Here is a 15,202-nt window from a genome sequence, read left to right as displayed (position 1 = left end):
CGTCAACGAGGCTCTCGGCACGAATCTGGCTCGATCAGAACAGCAACCTGATTGAAAGACGTCAGCTCTAAAGACCGCCCGCCCAAAGAATCGGCCCCGAAGCCAAGCGAGGCTTCGGGGCCGATGCTAACAATCGAACTTGGATCGCCGTTCCGATCCCGTCAGAACGAACGGCATTCTAAACGTCCAGGTTTTCCACCTGCAGCGCGTTGTCCTGGATGAACTCGCGGCGCGGTTCGACCGCGTCGCCCATCAGGCGGGAGAACACGTCGTCGGCGTCGTCGGCCTCGGAAATGCGCACCTGCAGCAGCGAACGGGCGTCCGGGTCGAGGGTGGTTTCCCAGAGCTGGTCGGCGTTCATCTCGCCCAGCCCCTTGTAGCGCTGCATGGCGATGCCCTTGCGTCCGACCTCGTAGACCGCCTCAATGAGCGCCCGCGGACCGCGGATGGCCGTCGATTTGTCCTTGCGGGTCAGGGTCGCGGCCTTGCCGTAGACTTCCTTCAGGCCGGCGGCCAGGCTGTCGAGCTTGCGGGCGTCGGACGAGGCGATCAGGGCGGCATCGATCACCGCCTTCTCGCGCACGCCGCGCACGGTCCGCTCGAAGCGCAGGCTGCCGTCCTCGTCGGCGCGGCCTTCCCAGCCCTGCTCCCAGTCCTCCGCCAGGATGTCCAGGCGCCGCGCGATGTAGGCGGCGGCCTCGGCGGCCTTCTCGGCGTCGTGGAGGATGGCGTCGTTGAGCGCGCCGGCGATCGCCGCCTGCTCGACGATGTCGCGGGGATAGCGCGAGTTCAGCCCGTCGACGATGGTGCGCACCGTGCGGGCCTTCTCCACCACCGCGCGCAGGTCCGGCCCGGCGCGCACTTCGCCGGAGGCGAGCGTCAGCGTGGTGTCGTCGAGACCGGTGGAGGTGAGATAGTCCTCCAGCGCCTCGTCGTCCTTCAGGTACTGCTCCGACGAGCCGCGCCGAACCTTGTAGAGCGGCGGCTGGGCGATGTAGATGTGCCCGCGCTCGATGAGCTGCGGCATCTGCCGGAAGAAGAAGGTCAGCAGCAGCGTGCGGATATGGGCGCCGTCGACGTCGGCGTCCGTCATGATGATGATCTTGTGGTAGCGCAGCTTGTCCGGGTTGAATTCCTCCCGGCCGATGCCGGTGCCGAGCGCCGTGATCAGCGTGCCGATCTCGTTGGACGACAGCATCCGGTCGAAGCGCGCGCGCTCCACGTTGAGGATCTTGCCGCGCAGCGGCAGCACCGCCTGGTAGTTCCGGTGCCGGCCCTGCTTGGCCGAGCCGCCTGCGGAGTCACCCTCGACCAGGAAGATTTCCGACTTCGCGGGATCGCGTTCCTGGCAGTCCGCCAGCTTGCCCGGCAGCGAGGCGATGTCGAGCGCGCCCTTGCGCCGCGTCAGCTCGCGCGCCTTGCGGGCCGCCTCGCGCGCCGACGCCGCCTCGACGACCTTGGAGGCGATCAGGCGGGCTTCGTTGGGGTTTTCTTCCAGCCAGGTGCCGATCGCGGAGTTGAGAACGTTCTCCACCACCGGGCGCACCTCGGAGGACACCAGCTTGTCCTTGGTCTGGGACGAGAACTTCGGATCCGGCACCTTCACCGACAGAACGCAGGTCAGGCCTTCGCGGCAATCGTCGCCGGTGAGCGTCACCTTCTCGCGCTTGCCGATGCCGTGCCGGTCCGCATAGGACGTCAGCTGCCGGGTCAGCGCGGCGCGGAAGCCGGCGAGGTGGGTGCCGCCGTCGCGCTGGGGGATGTTGTTGGTGAAGCAGAGGACGTTCTCGTGGTAGGACTCGTTCCACCACATGGCGGCCTCGACGACGACGCCGTCGCGCTCGCCGCTGGTCGCCACCGGAACCGGCAGGATCGGCTGCTTGGTGCGGTCGAGCCAGCGCACGAACGCCTCCAGCCCGCCGTCGTACATCATCACCTCTTCCTTGCGCTCGACACCGCGCTCGTCGACGAGGGTGATCTTCACGCCGGAATTCAGGAAGGCGAGCTCGCGCAGGCGCCGCTCCAGGATCTGGAAGTCGAACTCCACCTGGGTGAAGGTGTCGGTCGACGGCAGGAAGCGGACCTCGGTGCCGGTGCGGCCGCCGGAATCGCCGACCACCTCGAGCGGCGACACGGCGACGCCGTGCGCGAACCGCATGAAGTGCTCTTTGCCGTTGCGCCAGATGCGCAGGTCGAGCTCGCTCGACAGCGCGTTCACCACCGACACGCCGACGCCATGCAGGCCGCCGGAAACCTTGTAGGAATTCTGGTCGAATTTACCGCCGGCATGCAGCTGGGTCATGATGACCTCGGCCGCCGACACGCCCTCTTCCGAATGCAGGTCCGTCGGGATGCCGCGCCCGTTGTCGGACACCGTCACCGATCCGTCCGGGTTCAGCCGCGCGAACACGGTGTCCGCGTAACCCGCCAGCGCCTCGTCGATCGCGTTGTCCACGACCTCGTAGACCATGTGGTGGAGGCCGGAGCCGTCGTCGGTGTCGCCGATGTACATTCCCGGGCGCTTGCGCACCGCATCCAGGCCCCTGAGGACCTTGATGGAATCGGCGCCGTAATCGTTCGGGTAATCGGGGTGGGTGGGTTCCGTCACCAAGAGCGTGCCGTCCGAATCAAGAGAAGAGTGAGCCCTCTTATAAGGGCTTGGAAGGGCACATCAAAGGACACCACAACCGCTTGATATATAGGTCGAATTATTCGCTCCGCCAGCCCTTGTCGGCGCCGCCTTGAGCCGCGCAGCGTGCGTCCGCCATCACGGGCGTCCGTTTCCGTCGTCCCGGCCGGCCCGAAGCCGCCTTCGACGCAGCCGCTGCGGCTTGCGAAACTCCGCGACTGGCTCCCTCTCCGCCGCGTCCCCCATCCGCCGCGCCCACGCCCCATAGCGCGCCGACAGCACCGGGGCGCTGATGCCGTGCAGGAAGGCGCTGAGCACCACCGTCACCACGGTGACGGCCATGATGGTGGAGCCGCGGGTGATGTCCTCCCGCTCGACGATCAGCAGCGCGAACAGGATCGAGGCGATGCCGCGCGGCCCGAACCAGCCGATGAACAGCCGCGTCGGCCACCGCACGTCGGTGCCGATGAGCGCGATCGCCACCGGCACCATGCGGATCGCGGTCAGGCTCAGGAGCCCATAGACCAGCATCGACGGATGGAACCGGGCGACCGCGTCAGGCAGCAGCACCACCCCCAGCACGAGGAACGTGAGCAGCATCAGGAGCCGGCCTTCGGTCTCCATGAATCCGTAGAGAAACTTCGCCGGTCGCCCGAGCGTGTTGCCGAAAGCCAGCCCCGCCACGAACGCCGAGATGAACCCGTTGCCGCCGATCATGTCCGCCGCGCCGTAGGCGAGGATCGCCGTGGCCAGCACGCCGATCCCCTCGTAGGGCTCGGCCTCGATGCCGCGCGCCGTCAGCTGGCGCATCGCCATCGCCGCGCCGCAGCCGGCCGCCCCGCCAATGACGGCACCGAAGCCGATCTGGCCGGCCGCGAACATCATCCAGCCGCCGACCCCGCGCCCGTCCCCGTTGAGGATGTTCCCCTCCGCCCCCACGCAGGCGATGAAGAACAGCACCGCCGGCAGCGCCAGGCCGTCGTTGAGGCCGCTTTCCACGTTGGTCGCCTGCTGGACGCGCGGCGGCACCGAGGCATCGGTCATCACCGGTTGCGACAGCGCCGCGTCGGTGGGCGCCAGCACGGCCGCCAGCAGCGCCGCCTCGAACACCGTGAGGTCGGGAAACAGCAGCACGCCCACCAGCGTGCCGGCCGCGATGGTCAGCGGCATGCCGATCCCGAGCGTGCGCACGGGCAGCGCGTGATAGCGGTCGAACTCGGTGATCCGGATGCGCGACGCATCGGAGAACAGCACCAGGATCAGCGTCAGCTCGGCAACCAGGCGCACCGAGCCGCTGTCCGGATCAATCTCGACGACGCCGAGCAGCAGCGGGCCGATGGCCGCGCCAAACAGGATGAACACCATCGGCGGGCTGAGCGGCGAGCGGCCGAGCCTGTCTCCCACCAGGGCGAACAGCAGCACGCCGAACGCCGCCAGTGTCACCGCCTCGATGCTCATGCGCGTCCCCCACCGCCGGAACCGAGTCCGATCAGGTGCTTTCACCTGATCGGCGCCCCCTTCCGGGTCAGCCTACTCGGCCTGCCTGCCGCCAATCTCGCGCAGCGCCTCCGGCGTGTCGATGTCGACCGCGGCTGCCTCGCCGAGTTCGACCTCGGCAATGGCGTCCGGATAGTCGGCCAGGATCTCCCGGCCGCCCTTGTCGCCGGCAACCGCCATGAGCTCCGGGAAGAAGCGCCGCGACCACAGCACCGGGTTGCCGCGCCGGCCGCCATGGGTAGGCACCACGATCAGCGCGCCGGCGGCCGGATCGAAGGCGTCGATCAGGCGGTCGATCATCGGGGCCTCGATCATCGGCATGTCGCCGAGCAGCACCACCGCCGCCGCCACGTCGTCGTCGAGCGCCGCGAGTCCCGCAGAAAGCGATGTCGACAGGCCATCGGCGAAGTCCGGATTGTTCACGCAGGTGACGTCGAGGCCGTCGAGCGCCTCGGCCACGTCGGAGGCCCGATGGCCGGTGACGACGACCACACGGTCGGCACGGCTGGCGAGCGCCGTCTCCGCCGCCCGGCGCACCAGCGGCACGCCGTCGACCGTGGCGAGCATCTTCGGACTGCCCATCCGGGACGAGCGGCCGGCGGCGAGCACCACGGCCGCGACCGGACCGCTGTCGGCCTCGCGTTCGACAACCGGCTCGGCGCGCGGCTGCGGGCGCGACACGATTTCCATCAAAAGGCCGCCGACGCCGAGGTCGACGATGTCGTCTCGGGTGACCTCCAGGCCGGCCAGCGTCCGGTGCAGGATCCAGTCGAAGCCGTTCTCCTTGGGGCTGCGGGCGCAGCCGGGAGCACCGATCACCCGCTTGCCGTCGAGCCGGCCGAGCAGCAGCAGGTTGCCGGGATCGACCGGCATCCCGAAATGCTCGACGGTGCCGCCGGCCGCCTCGACCGCCGCCGGGATCACGTCGTGGCGGTCGACGACCGCCGAGGCACCGAACACGATCAGGAGGTCGGCTCCGGCGCCCGACACACGGCCGAGCGCCGCCGCCAGCGCGTCCGCCTCGTGCGGCACCCGCTCCTCCGCGACCACTTCGGCCCCCGCCGGCGCCAGCCGGTCGGCCAGCACGGCGAGTGTCTTGTCGACGATGGTGGGTTTCAGGCCCGGAAGCAGCGTCGAGACCACCCCCACCTTCATCGGCTGGAACGGGGCCACCGACATGACCTGCGCCGCCTCCAGCACCGCCATCGCCTGCGCCATCACCTCGGCCGACACCGCGAACGGGATGATCTTCGCAGTCGCCACCATGCGGCCGGCCTCCACCGCCTCGAACGCCGGCAGGGTGGCCAGCGTCACCGAGGGGTCGATCCGGTTGAGACGGTTCACGGCATCCCGGTCGACCACCAGCACGCCGGCCACCTCGGCGAACAGGTTCGCCCGTCCGGTAAAGGCGGGATCGGCGCGCACTGTCGGTCCGGCGATGCGCCCGGCCAGCCGGGCGGCCGCGTCGTCCTCGCCGATGTCGCCGGGGTCGAGGACAGCCGCCACCACCTTGGTGAGCCCGTCCTCCTTCAGGCGGGCGAGCGCCGGCCCGTCGAGTACGGTTCCCTTCTTGAGGGCGCCGGAGGAAAGCCGCACCGTGTGGGCGAGGACCGCCCCCGCCGCTGCGTCGAGCGCGACCGCGCCGAACTTCACGCCGCCAGCCCCGCCTGCTCCCGGGCCGGTCGGGTCCTGAGCGCCTCGATGATCTGCGCCAGCACGGCGACGGCGATCTCCGCCGGGCTCGACGCGCCGATGGCAAGGCCGATCGGCGCGGCGACACGGTCGAGCGCCGCCTCGCTGAGGCCGAGCCCCAGCAGGCGGTCGCGCCGCTTGCCGTGGGTCTTGCGGCTGCCGAGCGCCCCCACGTAGAAGCAGCCCGCCTCCAACGCCGCCTGCAGCGCCGGATCGTCGATCTTCGGATCGTGGGTCAGCGCGGCCACCGCGGTGTAAGGGTCGAGCGCGATCCCAGGCAGCACGTCCTGGGGCCATTCGGCCAGCAGGCGGACGCCCTCGAACCGCTCCGGCGTCGCGAACGCCGTGCGCGGATCGACGATGGTCACGTCGAAGCCGGCGAGCTGCGCCATCGGCGCCAGCGCCTGGGAGATGTGCACGGCGCCGATGATCAGGATGCGCGCCGGCGGCACGCTGACGGTCAGGAAGACGGAATGTCCGTTCTCGGCATCGATGCGCCCGGACTTGCCGGAGCGGAACCGGGCCGCCAGCGTTTCGGCCAGCGGATCGCCCGACAGGTCGTCGGCCTCCTTCACCAGCCGCTGGTCGCCGGTATCGAGGTCGGTCACCAGGATGGCGGCGCGGCGGGCCGCCCGCTCGGCATTCAGTTCCTTCAGGAGCGCGAGTTCCATTGCGGCCTCAATTCACCTTCTCGACGTAGACGCGGATGGTGCCGCCGCATGACAGGCCCACCTCCCAGGCGGTCTCGTCGGCCACGCCGAACTCCAGCATCTGCGGCTTGCCGGTCGCGATCACGTCCATCGCCTCGGCGACCACCGCGCCCTCCACGCAGCCGCCCGAGACGGATCCCTCGAACCGGCCCTCGTCGTCGATGACAAGGTGGCTGCCGGTCGGCCGGGGCGCCGAGCCCCAGGTGTCCATCACGGTCGCCAGCGCAACCTGATGCCCTTCCTCGCGCCATGTCTCTGCAATCTTCAGGGGATCGTCCATCTGTCTCTCCTGTGCCGGAGCCGCGCCTGTCATGCCGCGCCCCGCGCCGGCGTCTGATCCGGTCGGCAGGACGGGGCGCAAGGCGAGCGGGCGCGAACGATGTCGTGCGGCTCGACGCCGCCAACGGCTGTATACCACTGAATATGGCGGCTGCGCGGACCCGGGCCAACCCCGACTGACACGATCTGCGCGTCCGACTGCCGCTTGTCCGACCATGCGCCTGCATTCGGCGACCGGACATGATCGAACCAGGCCAGCGCGCCTCGGGCGGACCGCCACATTGGGCGGATCCGCTCCAAGAATTGAACGCTTTGCCTCCGAACCCATTTCCCAAGTGCTGAGCGCTTCGGCATTTTAAGAACACAAGAACGCGTCTCGATAAGAGACGATACGGCCGCGAGGAACGTCCGGCATGAAGAGGGTCGCGTGAAGGAATACTTGGAACGCGCGGCAAATGCGGCGCACCTGGACGAACAAAGCCTCCGCGTCGTCCTCGATGCCCTGCCCGTTCCGCTTTCCTGGGCGACGCTGGACGATGGCGAGATCCGCTTCGTGAACGCCGCCTTCACGAAGGCGTTCGGCCATACGCAATCCGACTTTCGAACCGTCACCGAATGGATCGACAGGTTCTATCCCCGCGAACGGGACAGGCAGGAGGCGATCTTCCGCTGGCGCAAGCTCTGGCAGGAGTCGGCAGAGGGAATTTCGGAGATCGATGCTTTCGAGGTCCAGATCCTTTGCGCGGATCAGACCATTCGAACCGTCGAGCACCGAGGCATCATCCTGCAGGAGATGGGCATCGGCATCGCGGTGTTCCATGACATCACCGATCGGATCATTGCCGAGAACACCCTGCGGCGCTTCGCGCAGGAAGACCCCCTCACCGGCCTGGCGAACCGGCGCATGCTGCAGCAACACTGGGACCGGCTGACGGCCGAGCCGCCCGCTTCCGCGCAAACGACCGTGCTTCTTCTGATCGATCTGGATGGCTTCAAGTCGGTCAACGACCGCTTCGGGCACGCCGTCGGCGACGATATCCTTGTTGCAACGGCCGGCCGTCTCAAAAAGACCTTGGGGGGCAAAGAAGTGCTCTGTCGTCTCGGCGGCGACGAGTTCGTGGTTCTCATGCCGGACCTTCACGACATCGATCGCGTCGATCATGTCTGCCGGCAGATTTTCTCCGCGATCTCCGAGCCAATGGACATACAGGGCCACGCCATCACGCTCGGCGCGAGTATTGGCGCCAGCCTCTACCCTCACGATGGCGCCCAGTTGCGGGAACTTCTGAAGCGCGCCGACGAGGCGCTCTATCGACGCAAGTCCGGTCGGAAAGGTGGCTGGGAGTGGTACAGGCGGCCGAACACCGCGTGACCCGCCCGGAAACCGGCAGCTTTCGGCGCGCCCCGCCCGTTGAGATCTGCGGTCGGAATCCTCCGACCCGCCGGCGCGGCAGGCGCTACGACTTCGATCCCTCGGCGGGCTCCAGCGCATCCTTCACGGCCGTTGCGAGCGCCTTCAGCGAGAACGGCTTCGGCAGGAACGCGAACTCCAGCTCGTCGGGCAGCGCGCGGGAGAACACGTCCTCCGCGTAACCCGACATGAAGATGATCGGGATGTCCGGCGCCATCGCCCTCAGCTCGATGGCCAGCGTCGGGCCGTCCATCTCCGGCATCACCACGTCGGAGACCAGGAGGTCGATCTCGCCATCCAGTTCGCGGGCGATCGCCAGCGCGTCCTCGCCAGTCGCCGCCTCGTGGATGCGATAGCCGCGCGCCGACAGCGCGCGCGTGGCGAAGGCGCGGATCGTATCCTCGTCCTCCACCAGCAGGATCGTCGCGCTGCCGGTGAGATCCTCGGCCGGCGCGGGCTTGGCCGGCGGCGCGGGCGCCTCGGCGGGCGCGTCCTCCTCCAGCGCCTCGAGGGCGGCCGTGGTCGCGGCCTCGCCCTCGGCCGGCATCGGCGCGACGAGCTTCGGCACGACCTCGCCGGCGCGCGGCAGGAACACCTTGAAGGTGGTGCCCTCGCCCACCCGGCTGTCGACGACGATGGCACCTCCGGTCTGCTTGACGATGCCGTAGACCGTCGACAGCCCGAGCCCGGTCCCGCGCCCGACCTCCTTGGTGGAGAAGAACGGCTCGAAGATCTTCTCCAGCACGTCCGGCGGAATGCCGGTGCCGGTGTCGACCACCTCGATGAGCACGTGATCGGCGCCCGCCGTGCCCTCGTCGGTATGGCGCGCCATCTCCGCCGCCGGCACGTTGGAGGTGCGGATGATCAGCTGCCCGCCGTCGGTCATCGCGTCGCGGGCGTTGACGGCAAGGTTGGTGATCACCTGCTCGAACTGGCTCTGGTCGGCCAGCACGGGCCACAGGTCGCGGCCGTGCACGACGGTGAGCGGCACCTTCTCGCCGAGCAGCCGGTCGAGCATCACCGAGAGGTCGGCGAGCACGTCGGTCAGCCGCAGCCGGCTCGGGCGCAGCGTCTGCCGCCGCGAGAACGCCAGCAGCTGCTTCACCAGCCCGGCCGCGCGGTTGGCGTTCTGCTTGATGTTCATGATGTCGGCGAACGACGGATCGGTCGGCCGGTGGTTCATCAGCAGCAGGTCGGAGAATCCGATGATCGCGGTGAGGATGTTGTTGAAGTCGTGCGCCACCCCGCCGGCCAGCTGTCCGACGGCCTGCATCTTCTGGCTCTGAGCGAACTGCATCTCCAGCGCGCGCTGTTCGGTGGTGTCGACGGCGTAGAGGATCGCCCGGCCCGCCGGACCACGGTCCTCGGGGAAGGGCGCCACATAGAGCCGCACATCGCGCGGCGGCTCGCCGGCGAGCGTCACGTCGATGGGCGCCGGCTGCGCCTCGCCGGAAGCGCCGCGCGCGATCGCGTCCGCGACCGCGTCCCGGTCGGGCTCGGCAATCATCTCGGCCAGCGGCGACTGCGCATCGCCGCCCCGCGCCAGAAGCCGCCAGAAGCGCGGCGTCGCCTCGTCGACGGCCCCCTCACCGGTGACCAGGGCGACGGCGACGGGCATCGTCTCGAAGATCCGGGCGAACAGCGCGCCATCGACGGGCGCCGAGGCCGGCGCAGCGGCCGGGGCGGCCACGGGCGCGTCCACGACCGCGGCCTGCGGCGCACCGATCACGAAGAGAAGGGCCACTACCGCACCGTCGCCGTCGCGCACCGGATCGAGGCGCAGCTCGGCGGCGCCGGGGCCTGCGGACAGGGCGAGCGGGATCGCGGCGCCGGAGGCTTCGCCGCTGCGCGCGCGTTTCAGCCCGGCATAGAGCGCTGCCGCCGCCTCAGCGTCGGAGGCGGCCCAGCGCAGCGGCGAGGCGAGGCGCGCGAAGCCAAGCGAACGGTTGAGGTCGGCATAGGCCGCGTTGGCATGCAGCGGCACGCCGGCGGGGGTGGTCAGCAGGGCCGGGGCGGCGAGCGCATCGACCAGCGCGCCGGCGCCAAGATGACCGGCCCGCACCGAGCGCTGGCGCAGCCCGGCAACGGCGGCGATGGCGACACCCGCCACGAGCGCACCGACGCCGGCCAGCGGAGCGGCCGCGACCGTGCCGTCGGAGAGCAGCAAAACCCCACCGCCGACCGCCGCGGCGACCGCCAGGACCGCGGCCGCGAAGACGAGCGTGGCGCCACCGCGCGCAGCGCCGTCGCGAAAGGTGTCGCCCTGTTCCCCGGCCGATCGGATATCCACCACGCGCCCTCGTCTCCCTAATCCGCCTGAGCCCTGGTCCGTCAGGCGCTGGCGCCTAATGACAAGACAGGGCTTCGGGGCGAAGTCTCTATGTCGCGTCACGGCCGGTCGCACCGGATCTCTGCGCAGCGAATCACCTGAGCCAGTCTGCCGTTGAAGCGTTCACGGGAGATTGTGGCAACCAGAGGGAAGGATGCCTGAGGTCGCGGCGGGGCCCGGATCGCGCATCGGGAGCGCAATCCCGTGCGTCCAGACTGCCGGAACGTCGCGGGAGGTCGGACCGTGCGCTTATTTGCTTAACCGGATAGTGTCTGTCCGGATATGGTCGGTGACCACCAACGGCGGGCATTGCGGCCGCCGACGCGCGACAAGCCACTTCGATCCGGACCGCCGGTTGCGGGCCCGGGATGCTCTGTGATTTGCAACTTGGGGGAATGAATGGCGACCTGGCTCGCGACGACCTTCGGTATCGACCCGGGCTTTGCCCGTGGCGTGCTCTTCGTCTTCACCGCAGTGATCTTCTTCGCGATCGTCTGGGCCATCATCGCCTTCGTGCGCGGCCTCACCTCCGGCCGCCTCGGCCGCGCCAAGCGCAATCGGCAACCGCGGCTGGCGGTCATGGACACCACCGACATCGACCATCGCCGCCAGCTGGTGCTGGTGCGCCGCGACCACGTCGAGCATCTGCTGCTGATCGGCGGTCCGGTGGACGTGGTGGTCGAGGAGAACATCATCCGCAACGCCGCCGCGGACATTGCAGGACGGTCCACCCGCGTCCGCAAGGCGTCCGGCGACGAGGATGAGGCCGACATCGCCGCAACCGAGTTCGAGGCGCCCTCGCCCGCACCGGAGATCCAGCCGTCTCCGGTACGCCCCGTGCCCGTCGCGCGCCCCGCCGGCAACGGCGGCGCCATGGCCGGCTCGGGTCCCGCTCCCGCCGCACGGACCCCGGTGCAGCAGCCTGCCCCCCGTCCCCGCCCGGCAACACCGGCAGAGGGCGCCGAACCCCGCCGCTGGCGCCCGACCAGCGTTTCCACCGCCACCGAGGCCTCCCCAGCGGCCCGCACGGCGCAGCCGGTCCGCCCCGCCGCGGCGCCGGGCCAGCCGCCTCAGCCGGCCCGGCCCGTCCAGCCCGCGCGGCCGCCGCTGCGGACCGCCGAGGACGAGGCATCCGCCGCGCCGCAGCCCGCCCGGAGCGCTCCGCCGGCCGAAGCGCGACCGAACACCCGCCCCTTCGTGCCCCAGCCGCTCGCCGCGCAGCCGCCTGCGGCGTCCGAGCCGAAGCCAGCCGCCGCCCCTGCCACGGGTGCGGATGCCGCGGCCGATGCGACGCCGGCACCGGATGCGACGGACACCCCGCCCGCAGCCGGATCGACCGACGCGCACACGACCCCGGCTCCGACGTCGCAACCCGACACCACCGCCAAGGATGGCGACGACGCCAAGGCCGACGACAACCTCGACCTCGACGACGAGATGGCCCGGCTCCTGCGCGGCGTCGGCGACCGATAGAGCCTGGCGCGGCCGGGTGCCTCCGGCCCGCGCGCCGGGGTTTCATCAGTGCTGCGCGCCATCGCGGGCGCGCGGCTCAGGCCAAAAAAAAAGCCGGCTCCCGCGAAGCGGTACCGGCATTTTTGAAGACACGCGGATCACCCTGTCGGCCAGCCTGGCCCCGGTTCCCGGTCCTTCCAGTCGGTTCGAGCCCTCTCACTCCGATGGGCAGTGCGCCCGCTCGACGGCTGATGGCTTCACACCGAACCCGTGAGCAATTCCTTTTCGTTCAGCTGGAACAGGCCTGAACGGAAAATGCCCTAGTCGTCCCGATAGATGCGTTCGCGACGTTCGTGCTGTTCCTGGGCCTCGATGGACAGGGTGGCGATGGGGCGTGCATCGAGACGCTTCAGGGAGATCGGCTCGCCGGTCTCCTCGCAGTAGCCGTAGCTGCCGTCGTCGATGCGCTGCAGCGCCGAATCGATCTTCGCGATTAGCTTGCGCTGCCTGTCCCGTGCCCTGAGCTCGATGGCCCGGTCGGTCTCCGACGATGCCCGGTCGGCAATGTCGGGGTGGTTGCTCGAATCCTCCTGGAGTTGCTCGAGCGTCTCTTTGGCCTCGCGAAGGATATCCTCCTTCCAGACCATCAGTTTCTTGCGGAAGTACCCCCGCTGCCGTTCGTTCATGAACGGCTCGTCCTCCGAGGGTCGGTAGTCTGCGTCGATCTCAACCGCCATAAAAGGTCCTCGGCACTCGGGTTGAAAGCGGCGCCTTTATAGCGGCGGCCTTCGGGCGGGACAACGCCATAAGGGTGCAGGACTCACAGTCAGCTACCCGGGCAACCCCGGAAGGCCGTTCCGCCTGCTTTGCGGGACCGGTTCGATCGTATATTCGTGGGACCTCCCGCCCGCCGAAGGCGCCTGGCAAGAGGTCGGGGACGGATGCCCCCGTCCCGGCCACCCCGTTTCCGGATTGCCCTCCCGACCGACCGACCACGAGGACCCCCATGCGATTTGAAGGCTCAGCGGACTATGTCGCGACCGAGGACCTGCAGGTGGCCGTCAACGCCGCCATCACGCTGGAGCGGCCGCTTCTGGTGAAGGGCGAGCCCGGCACCGGCAAGACCGTGCTGGCCCACGAGATCGCCCGCGGCCTGAAGGTCCCGATGCTGGAGTGGCACATCAAGTCGACCACCAAGGCACACCAGGGCCTCTACGAGTACGACGCGGTCTCCCGGCTGCGCGACAGCCAGCTCGGCGATCCGCGGGTCTCCGACATCGCCAACTACATCCGGCGCGGCAAGCTGTGGGAAGCGTTCGCGGCCGAGCAGAGACCGGTCCTGCTGATCGACGAGATCGACAAGGCCGACATCGAGTTTCCGAACGATCTCCTGCAGGAACTCGATCGCATGGAGTTCTTCGTCTACGAGACCGGCGAGACCATCAGGGCCAGCCAGCGGCCCATCGTCATCATCACCTCCAACAACGAGAAGGACCTGCCGGACGCCTTCCTGCGCCGCTGCTTCTTTCACTACATCCGCTTCCCCGATCCGGAGACCATGGCCGAGATCGTCGAGGTCCACTTCCCCGGCATCAAGCAGCGGCTGCTCCGCGAGGCGCTGGGGATCTTCTTCCAGGTCCGCGAGCTTCCGGGCCTGAAGAAGAAGCCGTCCACCTCCGAGCTCCTCGACTGGCTGAAGCTGCTGCTCAACGAGGACATCGACGAGACGGTGCTGCGCGAGCGCGACCAGAAGAAGCTCATTCCGCCGCTTCACGGCGCCCTCCTCAAGAACGAGCAGGACGTCCATCTCTTCGAGCGGCTCGCCTTCATGGCCCGGCGCGAGGGGCGCTAGAGCTGGGGCCATGCCGTCTCGGTCAGGTGTAACCGCCTGATCGGAAAGCCTCTGGAGCGCGAAGCTCGGCCGGGCCGAGGGAGCCCGTCGACAGGAGAACCCGCCATGCGCCGCCTCATGCTTCTGCGCCACGCCAAGTCGTCGTGGACCGATCAGGCGCTCCGCGACTTCGATCGCCCGCTGAATGCGCGTGGCCGGGCGGCGGCGCCGATCATGGCCGCGTGGATGGCCGGCAACGGCTGCATCCCGAACCACGTGCTCTGCTCGACGGCCCAGCGGACGCGCGAAACGCTGGCGGCCTGCGTCCCGCACTTTGCCGAACCGCTGGGGGTCACGCTGCTCGACGAGCTCTACGACGCCGAGGCGGAGGACGTGCTCGGCATCATCCGCGTCCACGGCGCCGGCGAGAATCTGCTGGTAATCGGCCACAACCCGGGCATCCAGGAGTGTGCCGCCGACCTGGTCGGCGATGGCGACGACACCCTCGTCGGCGGCCTGGAGTCCCAGTTCCCCACCGGCGCGCTGGCGGTGATCGACGTCGACATTGCCGACTGGGCGCTGCTGGAGCCCGACAGCGGCCAGCTCGTCTCGTTCGTCCGCCCGCGGGATCTCGACGGCGAATCCGGCAAGCGCGGCAAGAAGTAGGCCCCTCCTTCACTTCGGGCGGCTCGCATCGCCCGAGCTGTAAAGTGGCGAGGGCGTCAGTGCCGCGCGACGATCACCGCCGCCGCGCCGGCCATAGCGGCCGCGGCGCTGCGGTTCATCACCTTCAGGGCACGCGGGTTGCGCAGCATCGCCCGGGCCCGGGTGGCCAGCACGATGTAGGGAATCACCACGACGTACAGCACCAGCACGGTGACCACCGCCAGCACGCCATAGGACTGGGGCGTCACCGAATGCAGGTCCACCACCGTCGGCAGCAGCGCCATGTAGAAGATGATCGTCTTCGGATTGCCGAGTGTGATGGTGAAGCCCGACAGAAACGACGGCCAGAAGCCGGCCCCCTGGCGCGCGTGAACGCGCTCCGGATCGATCCCCGCCCGCCAGAACGTCCAGGCGAGATAGGCGAGGTAGGCCGCGCCCGCGAGCCGGACCACGACGAACACCTCGCCGAAGAGATCGGCGATCGCGGCCAGCCCCAGGACCGCGAAGGTCAGGTAGGTGAGGTCGCCGAGCACCAGGCCATTCATGAAGTAGAACGCCGGGCGAAATCCGGAGCCCAGGGCCTTGCCGACGGTCGCCGCGATGCCGGGACCCGGGATCGCGGCGGCGATGGCCAGGGCAATCGCATAGGGAAGATAATCGAGAAGCACCGGCCGAACTCCAGCGGAAAATCGAGGCTCGCACCCGC

General features: G+C 69.3%; 11 protein-coding genes and 1 pseudogene. 4 read left to right on the top strand and 8 right to left on the bottom strand.

Annotation, left to right across the window (positions count from 1 at the left end; genetic code table 11):
• Positions 1 to 178: 178 nt before the first annotated feature.
• The 5 genes from gyrB to AB7M35_RS16635 form a co-directional block, all read right to left on the bottom strand.
• Positions 179 to 2,608, bottom strand: coding sequence for a DNA topoisomerase (ATP-hydrolyzing) subunit B (gene gyrB / locus AB7M35_RS16655; RefSeq protein WP_453962557.1), 2,430 nt, complete (start codon positions 2,606 to 2,608; stop codon positions 179 to 181).
• Between the two features lie 159 nt (positions 2,609 to 2,767).
• The gene (locus AB7M35_RS16650) at positions 2,768 to 4,087 is read right to left on the bottom strand and encodes a cation:proton antiporter (protein WP_453961483.1); all 1,320 of its coding nucleotides are present in this window, start codon (positions 4,085 to 4,087) and stop codon (positions 2,768 to 2,770) included.
• Between the two features lie 72 nt (positions 4,088 to 4,159).
• The gene (locus tag AB7M35_RS16645; protein ID WP_453961482.1) at positions 4,160 to 5,779 is read right to left on the bottom strand and encodes an NTP transferase domain-containing protein; all 1,620 of its coding nucleotides are present in this window, start codon (positions 5,777 to 5,779) and stop codon (positions 4,160 to 4,162) included.
• A complete protein-coding gene (locus AB7M35_RS16640; protein ID WP_453961481.1) occupies positions 5,776 to 6,489 on the bottom strand; it encodes an XdhC family protein in 714 nt (237 codons plus the stop codon). Before AB7M35_RS16640 ends, AB7M35_RS16645 begins: the two co-directional genes overlap by 4 nt.
• Before the next feature lie 7 nt (positions 6,490 to 6,496).
• Positions 6,497 to 6,808, bottom strand: a complete 312-nt coding sequence (locus tag AB7M35_RS16635) for an XdhC family protein (protein WP_453961480.1) — start codon at positions 6,806 to 6,808, stop codon at positions 6,497 to 6,499.
• 426 nt (positions 6,809 to 7,234) lie between these two features.
• On the opposite strand from AB7M35_RS16635, the gene AB7M35_RS16630 reads away from it, so the two are divergent.
• Positions 7,235 to 8,179: a diguanylate cyclase domain-containing protein gene (locus tag AB7M35_RS16630; RefSeq protein WP_453961479.1), complete on the top strand. Its 945-nt coding sequence runs from the start codon at positions 7,235 to 7,237 to the stop codon at positions 8,177 to 8,179.
• 85 nt (positions 8,180 to 8,264) lie between these two features.
• Here AB7M35_RS16630 and AB7M35_RS16625 read toward each other — a convergent pair.
• Positions 8,265 to 9,857: pseudogene (locus tag AB7M35_RS16625) on the bottom strand (ATP-binding protein); the annotation flags it as partial.
• Positions 9,858 to 10,946: 1,089 nt separating this feature from the next.
• On the opposite strand from AB7M35_RS16625, the gene AB7M35_RS16620 reads away from it, so the two are divergent.
• Entirely contained in the window at positions 10,947 to 12,020 is a 1,074-nt protein-coding gene (locus AB7M35_RS16620) for a hypothetical protein (RefSeq protein WP_453961478.1), read from the top strand.
• A 299-nt stretch (positions 12,021 to 12,319) separates the two neighbouring features.
• On the opposite strand, the gene dksA is transcribed toward AB7M35_RS16620, so the two are convergent.
• Complete coding sequence (gene dksA, locus AB7M35_RS16615; RefSeq protein WP_453961477.1) at positions 12,320 to 12,736, bottom strand: RNA polymerase-binding protein DksA; 417 nt, start codon at positions 12,734 to 12,736, stop codon at positions 12,320 to 12,322.
• Positions 12,737 to 13,005: 269 nt separating this feature from the next.
• Between dksA and AB7M35_RS16610 the strand changes: the two genes are divergently transcribed.
• Positions 13,006 to 13,851: an AAA family ATPase gene (locus tag AB7M35_RS16610; RefSeq protein WP_453961476.1), complete on the top strand. Its 846-nt coding sequence runs from the start codon at positions 13,006 to 13,008 to the stop codon at positions 13,849 to 13,851.
• A gap of 105 nt (positions 13,852 to 13,956) precedes the next feature.
• On the top strand, positions 13,957 to 14,496 hold the full coding sequence (locus tag AB7M35_RS16605; protein WP_453961475.1) for a SixA phosphatase family protein: 540 nt from the start codon (positions 13,957 to 13,959) through the stop codon (positions 14,494 to 14,496).
• Between the two features lie 56 nt (positions 14,497 to 14,552).
• Here the strand turns inward: AB7M35_RS16605 and AB7M35_RS16600 are convergent, their stop codons facing one another.
• Positions 14,553 to 15,164 carry a LysE family translocator gene (locus AB7M35_RS16600; protein ID WP_453961474.1) on the bottom strand — a complete coding sequence of 204 codons (612 nt, stop codon included), beginning with the start codon at positions 15,162 to 15,164 and terminating at the stop codon, positions 14,553 to 14,555.
• Between the last annotated feature and the right edge of the window lie 38 nt (positions 15,165 to 15,202).

This window comes from Amorphus suaedae (assembly GCF_053629675.1).
This window is presented reverse-complemented; position numbering and strand designations above follow the sequence as displayed.

What these genes read in the sequence shown, in the direction of transcription:
- AB7M35_RS16610 (WP_453961476.1), top strand. Translation starts at nt 13,006, where the DNA reads ATGCGATTTGAAGGCTCAGCGGACTATGTCGCGACCGAGGACCTGCAG.
- dksA (WP_453961477.1), bottom strand. Translation starts at nt 12,736, where the DNA reads ATGGCGGTTGAGATCGACGCAGACTACCGACCCTCGGAGGACGAGCCG.
- AB7M35_RS16620 (WP_453961478.1), top strand. Translation starts at nt 10,947, where the DNA reads ATGGCGACCTGGCTCGCGACGACCTTCGGTATCGACCCGGGCTTTGCC.
- AB7M35_RS16635 (WP_453961480.1), bottom strand. Translation starts at nt 6,808, where the DNA reads ATGGACGATCCCCTGAAGATTGCAGAGACATGGCGCGAGGAAGGGCAT.
- AB7M35_RS16605 (WP_453961475.1), top strand. Translation starts at nt 13,957, where the DNA reads ATGCGCCGCCTCATGCTTCTGCGCCACGCCAAGTCGTCGTGGACCGAT.
- AB7M35_RS16650 (WP_453961483.1), bottom strand. Translation starts at nt 4,087, where the DNA reads ATGAGCATCGAGGCGGTGACACTGGCGGCGTTCGGCGTGCTGCTGTTC.
- AB7M35_RS16640 (WP_453961481.1), bottom strand. Translation starts at nt 6,489, where the DNA reads ATGGAACTCGCGCTCCTGAAGGAACTGAATGCCGAGCGGGCGGCCCGC.